Annotated in this window: 17 protein-coding genes and 1 pseudogene; 6 read left to right on the top strand and 12 right to left on the bottom strand. The window is 60.5% G+C overall.

Annotated elements, in window-relative coordinates; all coding sequences use genetic code 11:
- Positions 1-50: 50 nt before the first annotated feature.
- The 5 genes from THECO_RS03115 to THECO_RS03095 form a co-directional block, all read right to left on the bottom strand.
- Complete coding sequence (locus THECO_RS03115; RefSeq protein WP_015253614.1) at positions 51-1,619, bottom strand: ABC transporter substrate-binding protein; 1,569 nt, start codon at positions 1,617-1,619, stop codon at positions 51-53.
- Positions 1,620-1,725: 106 nt separating this feature from the next.
- Positions 1,726-2,673 (bottom strand): carbohydrate ABC transporter permease, encoded by a 948-nt coding sequence (locus THECO_RS03110; RefSeq protein ID WP_015253613.1) that lies wholly within the window; start codon positions 2,671-2,673, stop codon positions 1,726-1,728.
- Positions 2,674-2,684: 11 nt separating this feature from the next.
- Entirely contained in the window at positions 2,685-3,665 is a 981-nt protein-coding gene (locus THECO_RS03105; RefSeq protein ID WP_015253612.1) for an ABC transporter permease, read from the bottom strand.
- Positions 3,666-3,888: 223 nt separating this feature from the next.
- Positions 3,889-5,493 (bottom strand): helix-turn-helix domain-containing protein, encoded by a 1,605-nt coding sequence (locus THECO_RS03100; RefSeq protein WP_015253611.1) that lies wholly within the window; start codon positions 5,491-5,493, stop codon positions 3,889-3,891.
- Complete coding sequence (locus tag THECO_RS03095; RefSeq protein WP_015253610.1) at positions 5,468-7,264, bottom strand: sensor histidine kinase; 1,797 nt, start codon at positions 7,262-7,264, stop codon at positions 5,468-5,470. The genes THECO_RS03100 and THECO_RS03095 overlap by 26 nt, the downstream gene beginning before the upstream one ends.
- Before the next feature lie 143 nt (positions 7,265-7,407).
- Here THECO_RS03095 and THECO_RS03090 point away from each other — a divergent pair, with 143 nt between their 5' ends.
- Entirely contained in the window at positions 7,408-8,307 is a 900-nt protein-coding gene (locus tag THECO_RS03090; protein ID WP_015253609.1) for a mechanosensitive ion channel family protein, read from the top strand.
- A 48-nt stretch (positions 8,308-8,355) separates the two neighbouring features.
- Here THECO_RS03090 and THECO_RS03085 read toward each other — a convergent pair whose 3' ends face one another.
- The 4 genes and pseudogenes from THECO_RS03085 to THECO_RS03070 form a co-directional block, all read right to left on the bottom strand.
- Positions 8,356-8,790, bottom strand: a complete 435-nt coding sequence (locus THECO_RS03085; RefSeq protein WP_015253608.1) for a PH domain-containing protein — start codon at positions 8,788-8,790, stop codon at positions 8,356-8,358.
- 241 nt (positions 8,791-9,031) lie between these two features.
- Positions 9,032-10,389, bottom strand: a pseudogene (locus tag THECO_RS03080) (IS4 family transposase).
- A 191-nt stretch (positions 10,390-10,580) separates the two neighbouring features.
- Entirely contained in the window at positions 10,581-12,074 is a 1,494-nt protein-coding gene (locus THECO_RS03075; protein WP_015253606.1) for a UxaA family hydrolase, read from the bottom strand.
- The gene (locus tag THECO_RS03070; RefSeq protein ID WP_015253605.1) at positions 12,071-13,558 is read right to left on the bottom strand and encodes a tagaturonate reductase; all 1,488 of its coding nucleotides are present in this window, start codon (positions 13,556-13,558) and stop codon (positions 12,071-12,073) included. Before THECO_RS03070 ends, THECO_RS03075 begins: the two co-directional genes overlap by 4 nt.
- A gap of 185 nt (positions 13,559-13,743) precedes the next feature.
- On the opposite strand from THECO_RS03070, the gene THECO_RS03065 reads away from it, so the two are divergent.
- Positions 13,744-14,613: an AraC family transcriptional regulator gene (locus THECO_RS03065; protein WP_015253604.1), complete on the top strand. Its 870-nt coding sequence runs from the start codon at positions 13,744-13,746 to the stop codon at positions 14,611-14,613.
- 18 nt (positions 14,614-14,631) lie between these two features.
- On the opposite strand, the gene THECO_RS03060 is transcribed toward THECO_RS03065, so the two are convergent.
- Together THECO_RS03060 and THECO_RS03055 are read right to left on the bottom strand one after the other, a co-directional pair.
- Positions 14,632-15,339, bottom strand: coding sequence for a Crp/Fnr family transcriptional regulator (locus THECO_RS03060; RefSeq protein ID WP_015253603.1), 708 nt, complete (start codon positions 15,337-15,339; stop codon positions 14,632-14,634).
- Positions 15,340-15,424: 85 nt separating this feature from the next.
- Positions 15,425-16,972, bottom strand: a complete 1,548-nt coding sequence (locus tag THECO_RS03055; protein ID WP_015253602.1) for an extracellular solute-binding protein — start codon at positions 16,970-16,972, stop codon at positions 15,425-15,427.
- A gap of 136 nt (positions 16,973-17,108) precedes the next feature.
- Here THECO_RS03055 and THECO_RS03050 point away from each other — a divergent pair, with 136 nt between their 5' ends.
- Genes THECO_RS03050 through THECO_RS03040 form a run of 3 tightly spaced genes read left to right on the top strand, consistent with a single transcriptional unit; the run spans position 17,109 to position 21,366 of the window.
- On the top strand, positions 17,109-18,812 hold the full coding sequence (locus tag THECO_RS03050) for a sensor histidine kinase (RefSeq protein WP_015253601.1): 1,704 nt from the start codon (positions 17,109-17,111) through the stop codon (positions 18,810-18,812).
- Positions 18,809-20,416, top strand: coding sequence for a response regulator (locus THECO_RS03045; protein WP_015253600.1), 1,608 nt, complete (start codon positions 18,809-18,811; stop codon positions 20,414-20,416). Before THECO_RS03050 ends, THECO_RS03045 begins: the two co-directional genes overlap by 4 nt.
- Before the next feature lie 26 nt (positions 20,417-20,442).
- Positions 20,443-21,366, top strand: coding sequence for a S1 family peptidase (locus THECO_RS03040; RefSeq protein WP_015253599.1), 924 nt, complete (start codon positions 20,443-20,445; stop codon positions 21,364-21,366).
- A 59-nt stretch (positions 21,367-21,425) separates the two neighbouring features.
- Here the strand turns inward: THECO_RS03040 and THECO_RS03035 are convergent, their stop codons facing one another.
- Positions 21,426-22,001, bottom strand: a complete 576-nt coding sequence (locus tag THECO_RS03035) for a family 1 glycosylhydrolase (protein WP_015253598.1) — start codon at positions 21,999-22,001, stop codon at positions 21,426-21,428.
- A gap of 301 nt (positions 22,002-22,302) precedes the next feature.
- Here THECO_RS03035 and map point away from each other — a divergent pair, with 301 nt between their 5' ends.
- Positions 22,303-23,049, top strand: coding sequence for a type I methionyl aminopeptidase (gene map / locus THECO_RS03030; RefSeq protein WP_015253597.1), 747 nt, complete (start codon positions 22,303-22,305; stop codon positions 23,047-23,049).
- The last annotated feature ends 14 nt before the right edge of the window (positions 23,050-23,063 follow it).

The following is a 23,063-nucleotide window of genomic DNA, read 5'->3' as shown; positions in this document are numbered from 1 at the left end:
GCTGGAGCATCGCTTGAAAATCGCTTGAGGTGCAGATGTTGGACAGGCTGTCACTTGCTCGCAAGGAACTCGTTGAACTGCCGCTGCTTCTCTTCCACGACCTTGTCGAGGCCGGCGGCGCGCAGCGCGTTCAGATACTCCGGCAGCACCTTGTCGGGATCGACCGAGCCCGTCTCGAGCGCGCGTTGATACTGCTCGATGACGTTGGCCAGGGCGCCGACTTCCGATTTCACCGGATCGCTGTTGAAGACGAAGCCGAGCCCCGGCGAAACGTGCGCGTTCTGGTTGAACTCGCGGAATTTGTTCCACTTCTCCGGATCTTCGGAATCCCAGACGTAGTTCAGGAACTGGTTGCCGAACATCCACGCCGAACCCGGCGAGTAGTCGGCCGTCTTGTCCGTCGGCGAGATGATTTCGCCGTTTCGCGTATAGTGCACGCCTTCGATGCCGAAGTTCAGCAGGTTGTTGAGCTCTTTGTCCGTGTGCAGCAGGTTGATGAACATCATCGCGCGCTCCGGATCTTCGGACGTCGAGGAGATCGCCAGCATCGAACCGGCCGTCTCCGACGTCGCGACCGTCTTCGACGTCATGATGATCTGCTCCAGTTCGCCGGAGCGTCCGGCCGCGCTCGCGATTTCTTCCGCCTTGCCCGGCTTCATCGGCTCGACCGTCATGAACGTGCCCCTTGCCTGCCAGATGTCGTTCGACGATTGCTGGGTCGTCGCGGCATCCTTGTTGATATAGCCCTTCTGATACCATTCGCGCGCCAGCGCCAGATATTCCTTGTAGCGGTCCAGTTCTTCGACCGGCTTGACCGTCGTGTCGTCCATGTCTTTCAGGATGGCGCCCGGAATCGTGCCGTCGCCGAGGAAATCATAGTTCGCGAAGAAATGCGAGTTGAACAGGCCGCCGTTCGACCATACCGGCACGACGTCCGGACGGCCTTGCTTCACTTTCTCGAGAATCGGCGTCAGATCCTGCGGCGTCTTCACCGAGCTCATATCGAGTCCCAGCTCTTCCGCAATCGTCTTGTCGTATACGATGCCGCCGGCAGCCGCCAGCTCCTTGTTCGTCGGCACGCCGTAGTTCTTGCCGTTGATCTTCGCGCCTTCAAGGAAGGCGGGATCGAGCGTCTCCAGGATGCCCTGCCCGTGTTTTTGCAGCAGGTCGCCCAGTTCGAGGAACGCGCCTTTGCCGACGTTGACCGCGTGGCCGTTCCATTGAGCCGTGAAAATGATGTCGGCTTTTTCGCGGGATGCGATCATCAGGTTCATCCGGTCATCCCAGGCGCCCCATTCGATCGGGACAATGTCCAGGGTGGCGTTGATTTTCTCTTTCAGAATCTTGTTGATCGCTTCTTCGACCACCTTCTCGTCCTTCTGCGGGGTCCCCGGATAGTACAGGCTCAGCTCATACGGCGGCAGATCGGACGAGCCGCCGCCGTCGTTTCCGGACGACGGGGAAGGCGAGCCGCCGCCGTCGCTCGAACTGCCGCCGTTCGAACCGCCGCCGCTGCCGCCGCCGTTATTGTTGCCGCCGCCTCCGCATGCGGAGATGACCAACGCCACGGCGACGAGAAGCGTGAAGATGACCGTCAGACGTTTCTTCCGCTGCTTCATGTTCAAGTGGACCTCCCTGAATGAAATAGGTTATATGCCATACCGGCGGAATAACCGGTTACAGCCGGACGGAATTGGCTTGACGGCGTTTCGCAGCGCGCCGCCGTCAGCCTTTGACGGCGCCGACCGTCAGACCTTTGATGAAATATTTCTGGAAGAACGGGTAGGCGAGCACGATCGGTCCGATGCCGACGACGGCCATCGCCATGCGCATCGTCTCTGCCGGGAACCGGACATATGCGCCGGCCTGCTGCAGCGCCTGCATGGCCTGGCTGTTCTGCGCGAGATACTGGACGTTCTGCATCGTCTTGTACATCAGGTACTGGATGCTGACGTTCTCGTTCTTCGTGATGTACACGAGGCTGAGGAACCAGTCGTTCCAGTAGGTGATCGTCTGGAACAGGGCCACCGTCGCCAGCACCGGCAGCGAGAGCGGCATGACGATCTGGAAGAAGATGCGGACCTCGCCCGCGCCGTCGATTCTCGCCGACTCCAGCACGGCGCTCGGCACGGATGTCGCGAAGAACGTCCGCGTCACGAGCACCCAGAACGCCGGGATGAGCAACGGCATGATGAGCACCCAGAGCGTATCCTTCAGATGGAGAAGCTGGACATACACGAGATACCAGGGTACCAGACCGCCGCCGAACAGCATCGTGAAGAACACGATGAACGTGAAGAAACGGGCGTGCGGGAAATCCCGCCTGGAGATCGGATAGGCGTACATCGCCACCATGACCATGCTGAGCACGGTGCCGATGACGGTCACCGAGACCGTGATGCCGTACGACCGTGCCACCTGTCTGAAATCTTCGAACAGGAAATCGTAAGCGCCGGTGTCGAACACCGACGGGATGAACTTGTACCCTTCGCGCATCACCACGTCTTCGCTCGAGAACGACACCATGACGAGCAGCACGATCGGAATGATGCACAGGAGCGAATAGAGGATGAAGACGATGTTGACGCTCCACTGCGCCCACGCGGGCAAAATATTTTTCGGGTTGGCCCCGGACAGTTTCGCTTTCGGTTTCGCATTCACGGCAGCTTCCATCGCTGGACCTCCTAGAACAAGGCATTCTCGCTGTTGATGCGCCGCACGACCCAGTTCGAGAAATAGACGAGCACGAACCCGACGACCGATTGCAGGAGCCCGGCAGCCGATGACATGCCGACATCGCCGACGGTCAGGAAGGTGCGGTAAACGTACGTGTCGATGACGTTCGTGACCGGGAACAGCACGCCGGAATCGCGCGTCACCAGGTAGAACAGACCGAAATCCGCGTTGAAAATCCGGCCGATCTGGAGCAGCGTCATGATCGTGATGATCGGCGTGAGCAGCGGCACCGTAATCCGGGTCATCTGCTGCCATTTGTTCGCGCCGTCGATCGTGGCCGCTTCGTACAGCTCATCGTCCAGTCCGACGATGGCCGCCAGATAGATGACCGCATAGTACCCCATGTTTTTCCAGGTGTTGATGATCGGCAGGATCCACGGCCACACCTTCTGCTCGAAGTACCAGTTGATCTCTTCGATGCCGAGCAGCGGGAACAGCGTCTTGTTCAGGTAGCCGTGCTCCGGGCTGATGAAGCCGTACACCAGGTAACTGATGACGACATAGGACAGGATGTACGGCAGGAACATGATCGACTGATGCAGCTTCGCCATGAACTTGCTTCTGAGCTCGTTCAGCAGGATGGCGAACGCGAGCGGAAAGACCAGGTTCAGGACGATGAACAGCGCGTTGTAGGCCAGCGTGTTCCGCGTAATGATCCAGGCATCCTTCGTCAGGAACAGATACTCGAAGTTTTTGAACCCGACCCACGGGCTGTCCCAAATGCCGATCTGATAGTTGACTTTCTTGAACGCGATCAGAATCCCGAACATCGGCAGGTAGTTGTTGAAGAACAGGATGACAAGCGCCGGAAGCATCATGAGGTAGAAAATCCAGTACTTCCGGACGGTCCCCAGGAAGGACGGTTTGCGCGTCTTCACTTCGGGAACGTCTGTTGCCGTCGCAATCGCTTCCGCAGCATGGTTCGCCATTCGGATCCTCCCAGCCTCTCTGTGGCGTTGATATGTCCAGCATAGCGGAGGCTCTGAAAGCGCTTCTAGCGGGATGATGACCGGGTTGACGTTTTTGTAACCTCGGGTGTTGTCCGAAGCGCCATCTTCCAGAATATCCCTCCCCGCTGTCTAATACTGTAATAAAAAACATCGCCGGCGGACTATCGGCGATGTGACCTTCGCTTGACGGTATGGTGACATTTTACTCGATTTCCTGATATTTTTTGCGGTATTCCTGCGGCGTCAGTCCGGTCGAACGTTTGAACTGCTTCGAGAAGTGAGAGAAATTCGCATAGCCGACGGACAAGGCGATGTCGCTGATCTTCACGTTCGTCTTCGCCAGCGCCTCCTTCGCCTTCTCCATCCGCCGGTCGACGATGTAATCGGTCAGCGACATGCCCGTCTCCTTGCGGAACAGACGGGACAGATAGGCCGGATTGAGATAGACGTGTCCGGCGATTCGTTCCCGGTTCAGATCGTCGTGCAGATGCGCGTCGACGAACCGTTTGACGCGAACGATGGTGTTCGAGCTGGCCTCGCTGTGCTCGGCGATCACCTTGCGCGCCTTGCCGGTGAACGCAATCGTCCAGCTCTTCAGCGCCGCCAGCGTCCGCATCGTCTGGTTGACATCCGGATGACCGCCGTCGGGATAGACGTCGCCCGGCGACAGCCCGCGGCGCAGCAGCGCCTGGAACACTTCGTACGTCAGCCCGGAGATATAGAGCATCATCGCCGCCCGATCCGGCGGCTCGCGGGTGAACGCGGTGAACGCCTCGTCGATTCGCCGCATCAGCTCCGGCTCCCTCCCGTTCTCGATCAGCAGCGCCCACTCGCCGAAGTTGGGCATGTACGCCGATCGGACCGGCTGCCGCATGAAGGCGGAAGCCCGGAACACCTCGCCGGTCCGGTGGACGTTGTGCCGCTCCATCTCCGCGAGCAGCGCAATGTTCGGAGGCAGTTCCCGCAACGGGACCGGTTCGCCGATGTAGCAGGAGACGACGCTGTAGAGCAGCTCGCCGGCTTTGCGCACGTATTCGCGGCATCGCGCTTCCGGTTCGTCCCCGCCCAGGCCTTGCGGATCGTAGAACAGCGCGAACAGCATGCCGTGCCCGTCCTGGATGACGTGTCCGGCACTGTCCCGGAGCAGGATGTCGCCGGCCGCGTTCTTGAGCGCGTACGTCATGATCTCCTCATCGCGCGCGCTCCAGTCCTGCTTCCATTCTTCCACGCTGATCAGGATCGGCAGAACCGGACTGTCCGCGGTCAGCTCGATGCCGTAGAGCGCCAGCATCGGCTCCAGCTGCTCCGGCGTCGGCGCCAGCCGATGATGGAACACGTCCTGCCAGAAGCGCTCGATCAGAAGCGGAAGCTGGCGATTCCACTGTTCATAGTAATATTCGTAGGTTTTGCGGAACGCCTCCTCCTGCTCGCGCTGCCGGATTTTGCCGAGCGCCTTGACGACGCAGGCCTTGAGCTGCTCATGATCGATCGGCTTGAGCAGGTAATCGAAACTCGACAGCTGGATCGCCTGCTGCGCATAGCGGAAGTCGGCATGCCCGGTCAGGAAGATCGTCTCCGTCTGCGGCGAATGCTCGTTGACCCATTCCAACAGGCCGATGCCGGTCTCGTTGGGCATCTCGATATCCGAGATCATGATATGGATCGGATGCTGCCGGATAATCTCGCGCGCTTCCGCCGCGTCATACGCCGTGAACACGTTCGCGATCTCCGCCGACACCCAGTCGATCCCCTGCACGATGCCCCTTACCGCGATCTCTTCATCATCCACGACCAACAGATTGTACATCGTCCGCCTCCCCGATAACGGATATGTCAGCCGTCCGTTCCGTCGACAGCTCGGCCGGCAGCGGCAGCCGGACGCGAACGACCGCGCCGCCGCCCGGATCGTTGTCGAATTCGACCCCGGCCCCGCCTTCGTACCGCAGCTTGAGCCGCTGCACCACGTTCGCGATGCCGAGCCGGCTGGATTCCGAAGCCGGAAGCTCCTCTCCCCTGCGCAGCCGGTCGAGCACATCCGGATGGAAGCCGACGCCGTTGTCGCGAATGACGATGACGAGCTTGTCCCCGTCATCGGCGGCGGCAATCTCGCCGTGGATCCGGATGATGAATTTCTCCCGGCGGTTGAGAAAACCGTGGATGATCGCGTTCTCGACGAACGGCTGCAGCGTCAGCGCCGGCAGCGCGGCCGTCCGCCAGCGCTCCGGAATGTCGACGATGCATTCCAGTTTCTCGGGGAAGCGGAACTTCTGGATTTCGACATAGTTCCCGATATGCTTCAGCTCTTCCTCCAGCGTGATCGATTCCCGGTTCACCCGCATGATGAAGCGGAAATAATCGGCCATGTGCAGGGCCATCTTCTTCACCGAATCGTGGTCTTTCAGGACGGCGAAGTTGTAGATGATGTTCAGGCTGTTCATGTAGAAATGCGGATTGATCTGCGCCTGGAGTTGCTTCATCTCGTTCTTCTGCGCCCTGAGCTGCTCCTCGTACATCCCGATGCGCAGATTGCTGATCTGTTCGGCCATGTTGTTGAACGTGTTCGCCATGAACTGGAATTCGACCGTGTTCGTCGTCTTCAGCCGGAAATCGAGCATCCCGAGCGACAGCTTCTTCATGCCGTTGATGAGCTGGTGCAGCGGCTGGAACACGGTGCGCTGGATGAACAGCAGATACATGGAGAACAGGAAGACGAGCCCGAGCACGATGAAATAGACCGCCTTCTGGAAATAGGGAAGTCCCTGCAGCATCTGTTTCTCCGGCACAGCCACGGCGACCGCGATGTCGGCCATCGAACTGGTGCGGATCATGACGAGATGGCGGTTTTCCCCTTGCCCGATGATCTGGTACGGCGTGTCGAGCAAGGGCAGGTTCGCAATCGGCAGCGTGCGGTCCGTGAATGACAGCGGGTCCGCCGTCCGCACGCCTTCGCGGCTGTACACGGCGCTCTCCCCGATTTTGTCATCGTCCCACTGGATGCGGAGCAGGTCCAGAATATCGCTGATGCTGATGATGGCGCCGATGTACTGGTTGTTCTCGGACGGCGTCAGGCGCACGAGGAAGTCGCGGCCGGGCATCAGATCGTTCTCCCACAGCATCCAGCTCCCGTCCAGCATCTGCCGGTGCTGCGCCGCGATGCGGGGCGCCTCCTGGGCGAGCAGCTGCTTGACCTGTCCATAATTTCCGGAAGAACTGAAAATGATATCGTTTTCATTATAAATGAAAACAGTATGCAGCAGATTGTAAAATCCGATGTCGCGGTTGATTTTGTTCTGCACCCGGACCTTCGTCAGCACGTAATTGTCGCTGTCCACGGGAAAAGCCGCCAGCAGCCCGACATCCGCGTCGAGCACGGCCAGCTTGTACAGATAATCATTGATCTCTTCCATATACAGATCCAGCTGCCCCACGAAAATATCGAGCGTATTGCGATACGTCTCGGATACCTTGTCATGCACCACGTTCTTCGCATACCAGTTGTTGGCGATCAGGAACAGCACAACCGGCAGCATGACGGCGAAGAAGCTGATGACAAGCTGCGTTCGGATCGATCGTCTCACCCGGCCAGCCCCCGCTACACAAGACCCTGTTACTGTCAGTCTAACAATGGGCGGGGCAATCCGCAACAGAAACGGCATTTGACTCCCCGATGAAAGATTGATAACCTTGTGACCGGTTCTGCATATCCTCGGGAGGTGATCGCGTGGACCGGTGGATCGGCCCAAGCTTCGAAGACTATTTGACCTGGGAATTCTGGTCGCCCTATTCCGTTGCCGCGCTCCAGAAACTGGGACACCTTCTGCTGATCATCGTCCTCACCTGGCTCACCCTCCGCCTGCGCAAAATCGTCGTCTCGCGTGTCTTCGCCCTGACAAGGCTGGACATCAAACAGCGTAAAACGCTCGAATCGCTGCTGCTGTCGTTTACGCGGTACGCCATCTTCATCGTCGCGATCCTGACCGGACTCAGCACCTTCGGCGTCAACATCGGACCGATCATCGCCGGGGCGGGCGTCGTCGGGCTGGCCGTCGGATTCGGCGCACAGACGCTCGTGAAGGATTTGATCACCGGCTTCTTCATCATCTTCGAAGACCAGTTCTCCGTCGGCGACTACGTGTCGATCAATAACGGCCAGATCCGCGGCACCGTGGTCAGCGTCGGCCTGCGCGCCACCAAGATCCGCACCTGGGCCCAGCATGTCGTCGTCATCCAGAACTCGGAAATCCGCATCAGCGAGAACTACAACCGCGAGCGCATGCGGGCGATCATCAACATTACCGTCGCCTACGAGACCGATCCGGCCGATGTCGAAGCGGCGGTGAACCGGCTGTCGGCCCGGCTGCAGCGGGAGATGCCCCACCTGTTCCTGCGGAACGAGGAGGGGGAAGTGATCGAGCCGCCGCAGCTCTACGGCATCACCGATGTCGAGAACCAGGCGCTCGGCGCCAAATATACCGTCGTCAGCTTGGTGAACGACCAGCACTACTGGACGGCTTGCAAAGAAATCCGCAAAGCGCTGCTCTATGAATTGAAAGCATACGGCATCCAGGTCGCCTACCCGCGCCGCATCGAGCGCATGGAAAGCGAGGCGGCGCTTCGCTGACCGACAGCAGTCGCGCGCACTCCGTCGAACTCCGGACTCCGTGAGTTGTCAACTGCGAATGTCTGAATCAAGATGGATGTACGGCGCGGCTTCTTTTAACTGCCGGATAAATTCGTCCGCTCTCTCTGGGGAAACGTCCCAATATCCGGTATGATCGTAAATCCTCAACCGTTTGTGGGACAATGCCGCCGAAGCTTCCCAGGAAACAACGGGACGTACCTTTACGATCCTGCTCAAAGGAATCGTTTTTCGAATCAAAATGCCGCTTTTTATGCGCAAATTGCCCCGGTCAATGATATAAACCGTCCCGATTACGGCCGAATGCGTGATGATCCCGAAAACCGCGAAAACAACCGCAAGCAAGATTTGAACGATCAGATTCAAATTCGTAAAAAAGATGGTCACGGCAAGAACATAACAGACCAGGGAAGCCCCCCATAACAACACGCCAACCCATTTTTCTTTTCCGGATTGAAAGCGCATGAATACACCTCCAGTAGCCTTGTCAGTGGTCATCAGATTTATCCGGTTGTATTTCCCCCATTATGGATTCTTATTGCGTTATGGATTATTGTACGACTCCTTACAGGACTAAGATAAAAACCTTTCCTTGATCTCTTCTGTTGGAATAATGCAAGTTTTTGTCTGTTTGAAAATCAATTTCCTCCGTTTGGCAACATAGCGATAAGCCAGGTCTCTCAATGGTTTTGGAATAATGAGTATCTCAACTTTCGCAGCTTAATTTTCCGAACAAGGCCTTGATATAATTGGGCAAACTCGCAATCCATTGCTGGAGTTGACATACAACGGCAGACTGATCCCGTTTGGATTTCGCTTCCGTGAACGCCATGAAAAATGCGATCAGATGCTGCAAAGCCGTTATGAGATCCAGGTCTCGAACTTCGTCGGAAAACAGGAAAAACAGACCGCCCAACGACCGCGCGTCGTTGTTGTGACGGCGTTCCCATTCCATTACGAGATAACGGGTAAACACGATCGTGGTGTGGCTGATGAGCATATCAAACGAACGACCTTGAAACTCCGTTCCCAGTCCAGGTACGATTTGGCAAATTTGAAGAACGTCTCAATGCTCCAACGCATGCCGTAGATGCGAACGATTTCAGCCTCTTCCAACGCCAAATCGGTGCTGAGCAGAACCAGCCAATCCCGCCGCCGATGGCGGTTTTGCACAAAGACCAGTTTGATCGGCAAACCGCAGGCGGTTTGAACGATGACCGAGCCAAGGATTTCTTTGTTTTTCTGCTTTGGCAACAGGGCATACAGTTCATGGAGCGTCAGGCTTTTTCCGTCGAACCGGTATCGTTGTTTCATCGCCTTGACCATCCCAATGACATGCAGACCTTTCGCCATCAGTTCACGCAACAGAGGCGCTTGGGTAAACCAACTGTCCATCAGGACAAAGTCAGCGCTAAATCCAGCCTGAATCGCTCGATCAAGCAGAGCCGCCACGGCATCCGGTTTGCGTGAAAGCGCCTCGATGCGGCGTTTGTAGCCTTGGGTACGCTTGGACAGACGTTCCTTCATCTCGCAAAAGCGATTCGCCAGCTTGGCCGAGCTGAGCATGACAAAATCGATGGGCGCAAAGCTGAAGCCATCCGACCATCCGAGCGTGAGCATGTTGTAGCCGCGAGCATATCTCCCCGTCGTATGATCGAAGACGCGGGCAAGCAACTCGGCTTTCTTGCTGCGATCCCTGCGAAGAACCGAATCATCAATGATGAACGTCCGAACGCGGGACGAAGAGGTTAAGGAATCAAAATGCTGAACGACCTTCAGACTCAAGGCATGCAAAAATCGTCGCCAGGCAAAGCGTGGATGGTTTAAGAATCGATAGACTACATCTTTGCCAGGCAACGACTGGCGGCGGTCGCTATGCAGAAGACGAAACCAATTGCGCCCTTCAAACACGAGCGTAAAGATCAGCTGAAAGATGGCAAGACTGGACAATCCGAACGACTTGGAAATGCCGGCTTTGCGCAACAGTTGTCCGATTTGCAAAGCGGAAAATAAAGTCGAGATTCGTTCTTGGCCCTTTTCAGACAGGAAGTTGTGTTGTACCATAGAGTTACGCACCTTTCTGTTTGGGATGGGAAGACGATCCACTTCCATTTTACCAAACGGAAAGGTGTTTTTCTGTCAAGAACGAGATTTTTCAATAAGAAATCCTAGTCATATCAAGGTTTAACACTAATTTTCAAGGTGCGAAAGTTGAGTTACTCACTTGTGCAAAGCGCGCATCGGATTATTACTTGCTACAATACAACTCCGTCCTTGAAGATCGCGATCTCGCGGAACCCGTTGCGTTCATTCCGCGTGACCGCTTCTCCGGAAGCGACGGCGAGCAGCTTCTCCCACAGTTCCGCAGTGAGCTGCGGCATCGTCCGGTCCGCAAGCAGCCGGCCCGCGTCGAAGTCGATCCAGTTCTTCTTCCGCTCGGCCAGCTCGCTGTTCGTCGAGATTTTCACCGTCGGCACCGGCCCGCCGAACGGCGTGCCGCGTCCGGTCGTGAACAGCACCATCTGCGCGCCGGCCGCGGCCAGCGCCGTTACCGACACCTGGTCGTTGCCGGGCGCTTCGAGGAGATTGAGGCCCGGCTTCTTCACCCGCCCGCCGTAGGGCACGACGTCGACGACGGTGGACGAGCCGCCCTTCTGCGTGCAGCCGAGCGATTTTTCCTCGAGCGTCGTGATGCCGCCGTCCTTGTTGCCGGGCGACGGGTTCTCGTAAATTTCCTGCCCGTGGCGGATGAAATATTGCTTGAAATCGTTGATCAGCGACACGATTTGCCCGAACACCCGCTCGTCGGCGGCCCGATTCATCAGAATCGTCTCCGCCCCGAACATCTCGGGCACTTCCGTCAGAATCGCCGTGCCGCCCGAGGCGATCAGCCGGTCGGCCGACGAACCGACGAGCGGGTTCGCCGTAATGCCGGAGAAACCGTCGGAGCCGCCGCATTTGAGCCCGATCTTCAGCTTCGACACGGGCACGGGCTCGCGCCGGAACGATGCGGCGTACCCGGCGAGCTCGCCGAGCAGCTCCAGTCCGCGCTCCAGCTCGTCCTCCTCGTCCTGGACGTTCATGAAACGGATGCGGCGCGGATCGATCTCGCCGATCGCCTCGCGGAACACGTCGATCCGGTTGTTCTCGCAGCCGAGGCCGACGATGAGCACGCCGCCCGCGTTCGGATGATGGACGAGCGAGGCGAGCAGCCGCTGCGTGTACTTGAGGTCGTCGCCGAGCTGCGAACAGCCGTAAGGGTGCGAGAAATGATACACACCGTCGACCAGCCCGGCGTACCTTGCGCCGCCCTGACGGGCAAGCGACTCGCACATCTTGTTGATGCAGCCGACCGTGTTGATGATCCACAGCTCGTTGCGGATGCCGGCTTCGCCGTTCTCCCGCACGTACCCCTGGAACGTCTTCTGCGCGAGCGGCTCCGCCGGAGGCGCCGGCGGGACGGGGGTGTAGCGGTACTCGAGCAGCCCGGCGAGTCCCGTCCGCAGATTGTGCGTATGCACCCGGACGCCCGGCTCCAGATCTTCCTTCGCCTTGCCGATCGAGCAGCCGAATTTCAGGACGTCTCCTCCCTGTTTCACCGGCCGGGTCAAAATTTTATGGCCGCGCGGCACGTCTTCCTTCACGACCAGCTTCGCGCCGTCTTCCAGCTCCAGCGTCTCGCCCGCGGCCCAAGGCCGGAGCGCCGTCACGACATGATCGGCGGGGTGCAGCCGGATCCAGCCGTTCATGACTTCACGCCCCTCTCCCAGTTCTCGATGATGGCGGAGGCCGTCTCCGCCAGGCCCGGCCAGCGGGACATGTCGCATCCCCACAGCCGCTCATCCGCCAGCAGCCGGCGCACCGCGCCGGAGATCCCTTCGCCCTGTTCCGCTACCCGCCAATGATCCGCCGCGATCGCCAGCAAGCCGGCGTCGTCCCGCACCGGGATGGTCGTGCCGTCGAGCGCCTGCGATGCATATCCGCCGCCGCTGCCGTCCGGTTGCACGCGGCAGCAGCGCAGGAGCCCGGCCAGTCCTTCCGCGAGCCGCGGCGGAATCCGCCCGCCGCGCTCCGCGTACCAGACGAGCGACGGCAAGAGCCGCACCCTGAACTTGCTCAGACTGTTCATCGCGATATCCGAGAGCCGGTGGCGAATGTACGGATTGGCGAACCGTTCGAATACCGAATCGGCATAGGCGCGCAAGGCCCCGTCCGCATCCGCCATCGCCGGCACAATCTCGCCGTACACCGCTTCGCGCACCGCCGGACCGAGCGCGGGATGTTCGAGCACTTCCCGCACCGTCCCGATGCCGTGCAGCAGTCCGATGGCCGCCATCCACGTGTGCGCGCCGTTCAGAATGCGCACTTTCCGCTCGCGGAAGGCGGCGAGATCGTCGGTGTAATGGACGTTGAGGCCCGCCTTCCTGAGGCCCAGCTCGTCATCCAGCTCCGGCTCGCCTTCGATCGCCCACAGGTGGTACGGTTCGGCGGTCGTCAGCATCGCGTCCCGGTATCCCCATGCAGCGAACCAGCTTTCCGCCTGCTCCGCTTCCGGATAACCGGTCACGATCCGGTCCACCAGCGTATTGAGGAACCGGTTATGCTGCGCAACCCACTCGCGGAACGCCTCCGGCCACCCCCAGTCGGCCGCATGGCGCAGCACGGCGTCCCGCAGCACGTCGCCGTTCCGCTCGGTCAGTTCGCAAGGCAGCAGGATGAGGCCGCGCCGCGGGTCCCCGCTGAATGCCCGCCACCGCTCGTAGAGCAGGCGGGCCGCCTTGCCCGGGAACGAGGGAATCGGCCCGTCGCCGAGCGGCCCGGGTTCATAACGGAGTCCCGCCTCCGTCGTGTTCGAGACGATGAAGCGCAGCTCCGGCTCGCGCGCCAGCGCGATGAAGCGCTCCCATTCCGCATAAGGGTCAAACGCTTGCCCGATCACCGTGACGATCTCCCGCCGCTCGACCGGCTTGCCGCCCTCGAGGCCGCGCGTCACCACCGTGAACAGCCCGTCCTGCGCGGCGAGCTGTTCGATCTTCGCCCTGCCCGTCGGGCGCGGCTGGACGACGGCGACCGTGCCGTTGAACCCTCCCTTCGACCGGCTGACATGCAGCATCCAGTCGACGAACGCCCGCAGAAAATTGCCTTCGCCGATCTGCAGCACCTTCACCGGTCCGTCGGGCTGCGCATCCACACCCGCGGCTTCGTTTGCTGTTTCCCGATTCAAAGCCCGCATTCCCGGCACCTCCACCCTCGCGCTCACGCCTTTTGGTCCATATCCCCGCCGCTCAGAGTCTAGTCGGGCAGCTCAGGCGTTTTCGCCCCCATTGTATCCCCGCGGCTCAGGTCATGGTATAGTCTGAAATTGCATGATTGTATCCGATTTTGATATTCTGGGGGCAGCGATGAGGGGGAGTGCGCATGAAGCCGTTCCGCAAGCCGTTCTTCGGCGATCCGTCTTTTCCGTTCGAAATGGTGCACCGCGCGACGAAATACCCGCAGTTCGAACTGCCCGACCATCTGCACGACCGTTGCGAGATCGTCTACGTCCACAGCGGACGCGGCACCTTTTTCATCGACGATACGCTGTACGAGAAGGCGCCGGGCGACCTGTTCCTCATTCCCGGGGGCACGATCCACCGCGCTTTCCCCGACGCCGCCGATCCGATCGTATCCACGGCGGTTTTCTTCGCGCCGGCTTTCGCGGAAGCCGCCGTGCCGGACGGGTCCTATGCGCCGCTGGGATGCTTCGAAGAGGCTCGCCGGGCGCGGCGCTGCCGGCTGGTGCCGCCGGAGCCGCTGAAGGCGCAGATCGAGGCGCTGCTGGAGGAGATGCACGAGGAGCTGACCGCCGCCCGCCCCGGCTGCCGCGAGGCGGTCCGGCTCGCGCTCTGCCGGCTGCTGCTCTTGCTGAACCGGCATCTGCTGCCGGAACGCGACGGCGCCCCCGGCAGCGGCATCGGCCCGGCCTGGCTGCGGGAGGCGCTGCGCACGATCGACGCCAAGCCGGAAGCCGCGGGCAGCCTGTCGGAGCTCGCGGCCCGGGCGGGCGTGTCGGCCGCCCACTTCGCCCGCGTGTTCAAGCAGCATACGGGCATGAATGTGACGGATTTCGTGAATGCGAAGCGGATTCTGATGGCGAAGGAATTGCTGAGGGGAACGGACAGCAGCGTGGGGGCGGTCGCCGAGCGGTGCGGGTTCGACAGTCTGCCCCATTTTCACCGGGTGTTCAAGGCGCTGACGGGGATGACGCCGGGGGCGTTTCGCCGCGGCGGCAAGCCGGAATCCTGAATGCGGTCCGGCCGCGGCTTACCCATCGGTCGAAGCCGCCTCGCCCATCTCCCGCCGGAGCGCCTCCGGGTCGCGGATCACGATGCCGGAACGGCCGGCTTCGAGGATGCCTTCCCGCTTGAGCCGGTTCAGCAGCCGGCTCACCGTCTCGCGGGAGGTGCCGATGGCGCTGGCGATGTCCTGGTGCGTCAGCGGCAGCCGTATGTAAATCGCCTCGCCGCGCCGCTCGCCGCAATGCTCCGCCAGATCGGCCAGGAACCGGAGTCCGCGGTCGTGGACGTCGAAGGCGCCCGCTTCCTGCAGCCGCTTCTGCAGCGCCATGATTTTGTTGCTCATATCGCGAATGATCCGGATGGCCGGAGCGGAATGCTGCTCCAGGAAAAACTCGAACGGCCGCGCCGGCAGCGCGATCAGCACGGACGGCGCGATCGTCTCGGCCGAGGCGGGATACGGCTGGCCGCTGAACAGCACGGTATGCGGAAACATCTCCCCTTCCCGAAGGATGGACACGATCCGCTCCCGGCCGGACTCGTCCGTCTTGAACGTCTTGACCAGGCCGCTGCTGACGAAATAGATCGCCTCGACTTCGGTGCCTTCCGTGAAAATGATCTCCTTCTTGCCGAACGATCGGCGCACGGCGATCGAAGCCAGCTGATCCATCTCTTCTTCCGTCAGTTCCCTGAAAATCTCGATCTGCCGCAGCAGCCCGCGGATATTGTGTCTCATGGTTTGCCTCCTCGCCGGCGGCGCATCGCGCCGAAAATAAACGCAATGTCTGCTTCTGTTTCGCGTGAGAGCGCTCACCGTACGATCACGACCGCCAGAAGGCCCGCCAGGCGTTCACTTCCTCCGTTATCTGCCGGCCGCCGAGGTCGAGCCAGCGGTTCACGAAATCGTCGAACGCCTCGAGCGGCAGCCGACCGTAGATGATCTGGTTGAACGTCTCTTCCTCCAGCTTCCGCAACACATCGCCCTTCTCGCGCTGCGTCGGCGTCGGCGCGCCCTGGTACTGGTCGATCCAGGAGCTGTCCTTCTGGGACAGCAGCACTTCCACCGTATTCGGCTGGCCTTCCGCCCGCCACCTCGACGGAATCCGGGCGCCGTCGAACGTGAGCGTATAATTCGCCACGCGCACGTATCCGCCCGGAACCCGCCGCGGATCCGTCGACGGGCGCCCTTCGTGATACGACCAGTCGTAGTTTTCCGCCAGGCCGTACTTGAGCTCGCCCTCGCGCAGCGCGTAACTGTCGAACAGAAAGTTCTGATACTTGAAGAAGTACTCGGGCTTCTCCATCTTGTTGCTGATCAGGATGGCGCCGTTGCGCGGCAGCGAGCCGCGCCGCGCGACATGCCCGTCCGGCCCGGCGGGCAGCGGAATCGCACGGAACTCGGCGCCCGTCATGTCGCCGAACGGCCAATAGACCATCCAGTGCGGGCCGGCGATCATGCCGACCTTGCCCTGGATGAACGCTTCCTGGGCAGCGGTGCCGTCCATCAGCTCCGCCTCGCCCGGAATGAGCCCCTGGCGAAGCCATTCGCGCAAGACGGCGAGCGCCTCCTTCGCCCCCGGATGGACCGATCCGTAGATCAGCCGTCCATCCTCGCCGACATTCCATTGGGCGGGCACGGTGCCGAACATGCCGAACACCCAGCTGGCATCGCCCACCTGCGTGCTGACACCGGAACCCAGCGCCACCGCCAGCGCCGCTGTATCGTGGCGGCCGTTGCCATCGGGATCGCCGAAGGTGAAAGCGCGCATCACCATCTCGAGCTCGCCCAGCGTCGCCGGCGGTTCCAGCCCGAGCTGCCGGAGCCAGTCCGTCCGGATCCACAGCACCGGATCGGAATGGTATTCGTAATCGAGAATCGGGATCGCGTACCGTTTGCCGTCCCGCGTGAACGCTTCCCAGACATCGGCGTTCTCGTTCATCGCCTTCTTCCACGTCCCGGAGGCGTAGGCGTCGAACAGCGTGCCGACTTCCCGGAACTCCCCGGAATCAATCAATTCTTGAATAATCGCGCTGCGCGTCGCCACGACGTCCGGCACGTTCCGCTTGGCCGTCAGTTCGAGCCGCAGCTTGGTGTCGAACAGGCTGGACGGCACGGTCCACAAATACTGGATCCGAATGCCGAGCCGCTGTTCGGCCCATCGCGTATGCACGTTGTTTTCGAGCGTCTCGCCGTACTTGAACACCATGTCCGGCGTAATGGCGCCGACGGTTGTCATGACGTAAGGCTGCCCGCCTTCATCCGCAGCCGGCTCTTCCGGCTTCCCGACACCGCCCGGAACGGAGCAGGCCGGGATGAGCACAAGCAACAGCAGCGCGGCAGGCAGGCAGATCGTCCGAATCCGATGCAAGCGCCATTCCTCCTCCAAGCCTCGTCTGTCTCCATTTTAGCGGATTGCCGCAAAAAATGCTCGGCGAACGCGACGGCGAATCCTTTTTTGTGTACACTGGACCTATAGAGAGACAGCGCGGAGGGGGGCTTCGGACGTGACGCGGAAGTGGAGTCTTTTTACCAAAATGGTGACGTTTCTGGCCTTGCTGCTGCTCGCCATTGCGGGACTCTACGGCTATACGGTGGCCACATCCATCAACACCGTGCAGCAAGAGCTGGAGACTTCGCGTCTCAACCAGTTGAAGTTCCTGGCCGACATGCTCGAGAACGACATCGACCAGCTGACCCTGAACGCCTACAACCTGCTGCAGGACCAGAGCGTGCGCGATTACGCCATCCTGCCTTCAATCGAACATCTGGTTGACCGGAACCGGCTGAAGATGACGATATCGGAAAAATTGAAGCTGCAGAGCACCGCCAGCGCGTGGACGAATACGCTGACGGTCTATTATCCGGAGACGGGCGACGTCCTGTCCTCGGACCCGATTCGGGCGCTCAAAGTTGAATACGATTTTAACGCGCTGCAGCCGGGTCAATGGACGTTCGACCACTTGACCGGCGAGTTCACCCTCTATGTCCGGGACCGGGAGGCCGGCGGCGATGTGTGCGTGGTGCTGTCCTTTTCCTCCGAGAACATCCGCAAGCTGCTGGCCTCCTACGAAAGCCACAGCCGGCCGTACCTGTATCATCCCTCAGGACGGTTCATCTTCGATTACAATATGGACAGCGTGACGGCGATCCGGATGGCCGGCCAGCTCTGGGGGAAGGAAATCGAGGGCAGCCTGACGATGGTGACGGAAGCGAACGGCATGTCCTATCTGCTGAACGCCCTGCCGACCGTGCTCGACGGCTGGGTGCTGATCGAGTTCACCCCGCTCGAACGCATCCTGCAGCCCATCCGCAAGAGCACGACGCTGTTCGCGGGTGCGACGGCCGCCCTGCTGTGCCTCGGCGTGGCGTTCGCATTCGAACTGTACCGGAACGTGCAGCTTCCGATCCGGAAGCTCGTCAGCAGCCTGGCCCGCTTCAGGGAAGGCGACTACGGCGTGCGCATCGGCTTCGAGCCCGCGCGGGAATTCCGTCTGCTGACGGAAGGATTCAACGAGATGGCGAAGCGGGTCGGCGATCTGATCGACAAGGTGCTGACCGAGCAGCTGCGCGCGAAGGAAGCGGAGTTCAAGCAGCTGCAGTCGCAGATCAATCCGCATTTCCTGTACAACTGCCTGTTCTACATCAAAAGCAAGGCGCGGATCGGCGATACCGAGTCGGTCGAAGCGATGGCGCTCAGCCTCGGCGAATATTACCGCTACATGACCCGGACGGAGAAGGACATGGTCCCGCTGCGGAGCGAGCTGGACCTGATCAACAATTATGTGTCGATCCTGAACCTGCGCAAGCCGCGCATCGATTATATGACGGATGTTTCCGAAGAGTTGATGGACCTGCACATTCCGAGGCTGCTTCTGCAGCCGCTCGTCGAGAACGCCGTCATGCACGGCATCGAGCCGAAGCCCGGGCGGGGCACGATCCGGATTACCGGCCGGCGGCTGGCGGACGGATTCGTGCTGACGGTCGAAGACGACGGCGTAGGCATGACGCCCGAAGCGCTTGCGAAGCTGCGTGGCCAGCTCCGGGGGCCGAAGTCGGACGAATCGGGCTGCGGCGTCTGGAACGTGCAGCAGCGCTTCCTCCAGAAATTCGGCCCGGGCGCGGTGCTCGAGATGGATTCGAAGGCGGGAGAGGGAACGACGGTCACCCTGCGTTGCGAATTCCGTGAACAGGAGGTGCCCACGGCATGATGATCCTGCTTGTCGATGACGAACCGTACGCGGTGGACGATCTGGCCATGACGATCGACTGGGACAGGCTGGGCATCGAGGCGGTGTTCAAGGCGTACTCCGGAGCGGAGGCGCTCGACATCCTGGCCCGGAGGCCGATCGACATCGTGGTGACGGACATCACGATGCCCGGCATGTCCGGCCTGGAACTGTCCGCCGCAATCCGGAAGAAATGGAAGCAGACGAAGGTGATCCTGCTGTCCGGTTACGCGGAGTTCGGCTATGCGCAGCAGGCGCTGGAGATCGGCGTGTCGGAATATCTGACCAAGCCGATCAGCGACGAGGCGTTCATGCAGAAGCTGGAGCATGTCATCCGGACGATCCGCCGGGAGTGGCAGGAAATCGCGTCGTACGAGCGGGCGGTCAGCATTTTCGAGGAACATCTGCCGCTTCTCCGCAACAACCTGCTCCGCGACCTGATCCAGGGCAAAAAAATATCCCCCGACCGGCTCGTTTCGCAGCTTGCGAAGTTCCAGCTTCCGTTCGAGACGGGCTGCCGGGTCGTGCTGATGACGATGCGGCTGGAGGGGTTCCATTCGTTCTCCGCGGACGACATATTCCTGTTCGAATACGCGATCGACAACATCGCCCGCGAGCTGTACGCCGATGAATTCGCGCTGTGGAACTGCAAGGACGAGCTCGGCCATCTCGTGTATGCGGTGAGGCCGGCGGGCGGACCGGACGGAGATCCGGACGGCGAATCTTACGCCAGGATCACCTTGCTGGCGGAAGAGCTGCAGCGCAGCGTCGAGCAATATTTGCGCGGACGCGTCTCGGTCGTCATCAGCCGGACGGGCATCCTGCCGGACGACCTTCCCGGGCTGTACCAGTCGTCGCTCGGCCTGCTTCGCCGTTATATCGGAAGCGAGCACGGCTTCTTCATGACGATGGACCGCGATGACGCTCCCGCGGACGTCGCCGCCTTGACCCGGTTGTACGAGCCTCCGTCCTTCATCCAGCTGTTCGAATCCGGCCAGTGGGAGAACGCGATGGAGAAGCTCGAAGCGGTGTTCGCGGAACTGGCCGCAAAACGCATCGACACCGCGGAGCATCTCCGCGAGATTCACAGCCAGCTGCTCGCCGCGTGCTTCTATATCGCGCACAAGAACGGCAAGATGCTGTCCGATCTGGCGGGCGCCGACCTGGCCGACCGGGAGCCGCCGCCGGATGCGGCGAAGCTGAAAGAATGGGCCGCGCAATTGGTAACCCGCATCCGGAGCGAACTGGAAGCCGAGATGAACGATACGCGCAGACAGCTCGTCCGGCAAGTGCACGAATACATTGACGCCAACCTGGAATCGGCGACGCTGCAATCGATCGCGCATCACGTGTCGCTGCACCCCGTCTATTTGTCCAAAGTGTACAAACAGGAGACGGGGCAAAACATCAGCGATGCCATCTATCGCAGAAAGATGGAACAGGCCACGCATCTGCTGCGCAACACCCGCCTGAAAATCTATGAGATCACCACCATGCTCGGCTATTCCAACGCGCATTATTTCATCAAATTGTTCAAGGAATATTCCGGTCTCACGCCGCAGGAATACCGGGATCGGGCGGAATAAGGTTCGGGGATTGAGGAGGAACCGGCTTGCTTAAGGGCAACAACGACAACGGAAATCAACCGCTGCATGAGCCTGAGCCGGGGCAGGGCTCCGATCATGAGCAGCTCAACGGGACCCGCGAGCCGGGCGGCGGGAAAGAGCCGATTCACGGGACGGATGAGCCGTACACGGATCACAATGATGATCCCGATGATGATCTTGATGCGGACATGGATGATGAGCCGCCCGCAAGGCGCAAATGGTTCAGGAACGCCGTCATCGGGCTGCTCGTTGCCGCCTTGATCGGCAACATCCTGGCGTTTTGGCCCCAAATCTACAACATGCAGACGCTGCCGCTTCTGTTCAAATCCAGGGAACTGTCCGGCCGCGAGGAAGTCCGGCACTACAAGAAAGCCGTTGTCCTGGTCGCCACGGACAAAGGCAAAGGATCAGGGTTCCATGTTTCGGACGGGTACATTGTCACCAACTATCACGTGATCGAAGACGCCGCTTATTTCATCGTTGAATTTCCCGGGGAAAACGCAAGATTTGCGGCGGACGTCGTCCGATTTGACCCGGATTTGGATCTTGCCGTCCTGCAGGTGGACAGCGGGGGAAAGCGGCTGTCGGCGATTGAAATCGAGCGGGAACACGAGTGGGAGCCGGGCGCGCACGTCTATGTGATCGGCAATCCGCTGGATCTCAAGCAGATCGCAAGCGAAGGCAAAGTGCTGGGCATGCTGCCGATTCAGGGCCGAAGCCAACCGGTTATGGCGATCGACGCGCCGGTGCACAAGGGGAGCAGCGGCAGCCCGGTCATCAACGAGCATGGCCGCGCCATCGCCGTCATCTACGCCGCGGGTGAAATCATGGATCAGGGCGGAAAGAAACAGGTCGGACTCGCCGTGCCGCTCCGGGATCTGGATGCGTTGCTGCCCGAGTTGCCGGAGCATGAAGCAGGCGGGCCGTGAAGCACGCAACAAGAAACCGGCTTCGCATCAAATGCGAAGCCGTTTGGCGTTCAAGGGGATCAGGACGGATAGGCAAGGCTGCCGCCGGCGCTATCGATCCGGTACCGGCTTGCCATCGCCTCGACCGGATTCCGGCCGAATGCGCGCAGCCACTTCAGCTCCCTGGCAGCCGCGTCCCACGGTTCATGCGGCCGGTTCCGGATGACCGCGGCTTTTCCGAAGTGGCTGTGCAGGTTGTCGATATAGGTCTGGTAACGTTCTTCCGATTTCACATTCACCCAGCCGCCATCGAGCCGCACCCACAGCGGCCGCTCCCAGCGGCAGGCGGCGATGATCGGCGTCATGCCGTATTGACGGATCGTTTCGATCAGCCCGAGGCAGCGTTTGATGCCGTCTTCATTCGGCGTTCCGTCGATCTGCAAGACTGCGGGCCACAGCAGTTCGAATTGCACGGCGCGGTATCCCATGGCGGCCAGCACGCCGATATCCTCGGGACGGAGCAGCCTGCTGCCGTCCGATTCCGCCACATGCCGGTTCCAAATATCGCTGACCGCCTTCCCGCCTGCCGCGTCCCCGCTTTTCGTCCGGGTGCCGGCATGCTGCTTCTGGATTCGGTACGATCCCCAAAAGGCCATGAGCGACATCCCCCTTTTCAGTATTCGTACCGCAAGTCGTTGATGCAAGCCGCATCTTGGCGGTTCTGATTCCATTGTAGCGCCGGGGGGGATGGGCTGACATAACAAGAATGCAAGATCGATACCCCGATCATAACTTCTTGCGGACCGGTCAAGTTTTGAACTTGCTCGGTGAAAGAATGCACATCGGACGGCCATTTGTGATAGAGTGTTCATGAAAAGGCGATCGTCAATCGGCGATACCGGACGAGACAGCAATGCAAGACCGATCCCACGTCAAGCAGAGAAAGGAAGAACGACGATGATCGAACTGAAAAGCAGACGCGATATCGAGGCGATGCGCCGGGCGGGACAGGTGGTGGCCGAATGCCATCGCCAAATCGCGCGCATGATCAAGCCCGGCGTGACGACGATGGAGATCGACAGGCTCGTCGAATCGATCATGGCGGAGCATGGCGCAAGACCTTACCAGATCGGCTACAAGGGATACCCTTACGCCACGTGCGCCTCTGTCAACGACGTGATCGCGCACGGTTTTCCGAACGATGAGCCGCTGAAGGAAGGCGACATTGTCACAATCGACACGGTCGCGGAGCTGGACGGCTGGCTGGGCGATTCGGCGTGGACTTACGCCGTCGGCCGCGTCTCGCCCGAAGCCGAGCGGCTCATGCGGGTGACGCGCGAATGCCTGGAGCTCGGCATTGCGCAGGCGAAGGTCGGCAACCGGCTCGGCGACATCGCCCACGCCATCCAGACGCATGCCGAGCGGAACGGCTACGGCGTCGTGCGCGATCTGCTGGCCCACGGCATCGGCCGCAGCCTGCATGAAGAGCCGGGCTACATGCACGTGGGCAAACCGGGCAAGGGGCTGCGCCTGAAAGAAGGCATGGTGTTCACCATCGAGCCGATGCTTACGGAGGGCACCTATTTCATGACGATCGACGAGGACGGCTGGACCGCGCGCACGCTGGACGGCAAACGGGCGGCCCAGTACGAGCATGTCGTCGCCATCACGGCGGACGGACCGGAGATCCTGACAGCGCAGTAACTTTATCGCTGCAG

The organism is Thermobacillus composti KWC4, from assembly GCF_000227705.2.
Taxonomy (GTDB): domain Bacteria; phylum Bacillota; class Bacilli; order Paenibacillales; family Paenibacillaceae; genus Thermobacillus; species Thermobacillus xylanilyticus.
This window is presented reverse-complemented; position numbering and strand designations above follow the sequence as displayed.

Bases quoted from the DNA above. Each gene is read 5' to 3' on its own strand.
- THECO_RS03115 (WP_015253614.1), bottom strand. From the start codon at position 1,619: ATGAAGCAGCGGAAGAAACGTCTGACGGTCATCTTCACGCTTCTCGTC.
- THECO_RS03110 (WP_015253613.1), bottom strand. From the start codon at position 2,673: ATGGAAGCTGCCGTGAATGCGAAACCGAAAGCGAAACTGTCCGGGGCC.
- THECO_RS03105 (WP_015253612.1), bottom strand. From the start codon at position 3,665: ATGGCGAACCATGCTGCGGAAGCGATTGCGACGGCAACAGACGTTCCC.
- THECO_RS03100 (WP_015253611.1), bottom strand. From the start codon at position 5,493: ATGTACAATCTGTTGGTCGTGGATGATGAAGAGATCGCGGTAAGGGGC.
- THECO_RS03085 (WP_015253608.1), bottom strand. From the start codon at position 8,790: ATGCGCTTTCAATCCGGAAAAGAAAAATGGGTTGGCGTGTTGTTATGG.
- THECO_RS03075 (WP_015253606.1), bottom strand. From the start codon at position 12,074: ATGAACGGCTGGATCCGGCTGCACCCCGCCGATCATGTCGTGACGGCG.
- THECO_RS03070 (WP_015253605.1), bottom strand. From the start codon at position 13,558: ATGCGGGCTTTGAATCGGGAAACAGCAAACGAAGCCGCGGGTGTGGAT.
- THECO_RS03065 (WP_015253604.1), top strand. From the start codon at position 13,744: ATGAAGCCGTTCCGCAAGCCGTTCTTCGGCGATCCGTCTTTTCCGTTC.
- THECO_RS03060 (WP_015253603.1), bottom strand. From the start codon at position 15,339: ATGAGACACAATATCCGCGGGCTGCTGCGGCAGATCGAGATTTTCAGG.
- THECO_RS03045 (WP_015253600.1), top strand. From the start codon at position 18,809: ATGATGATCCTGCTTGTCGATGACGAACCGTACGCGGTGGACGATCTG.
- THECO_RS03035 (WP_015253598.1), bottom strand. From the start codon at position 22,001: ATGGCCTTTTGGGGATCGTACCGAATCCAGAAGCAGCATGCCGGCACC.
- map (WP_015253597.1), top strand. From the start codon at position 22,303: ATGATCGAACTGAAAAGCAGACGCGATATCGAGGCGATGCGCCGGGCG.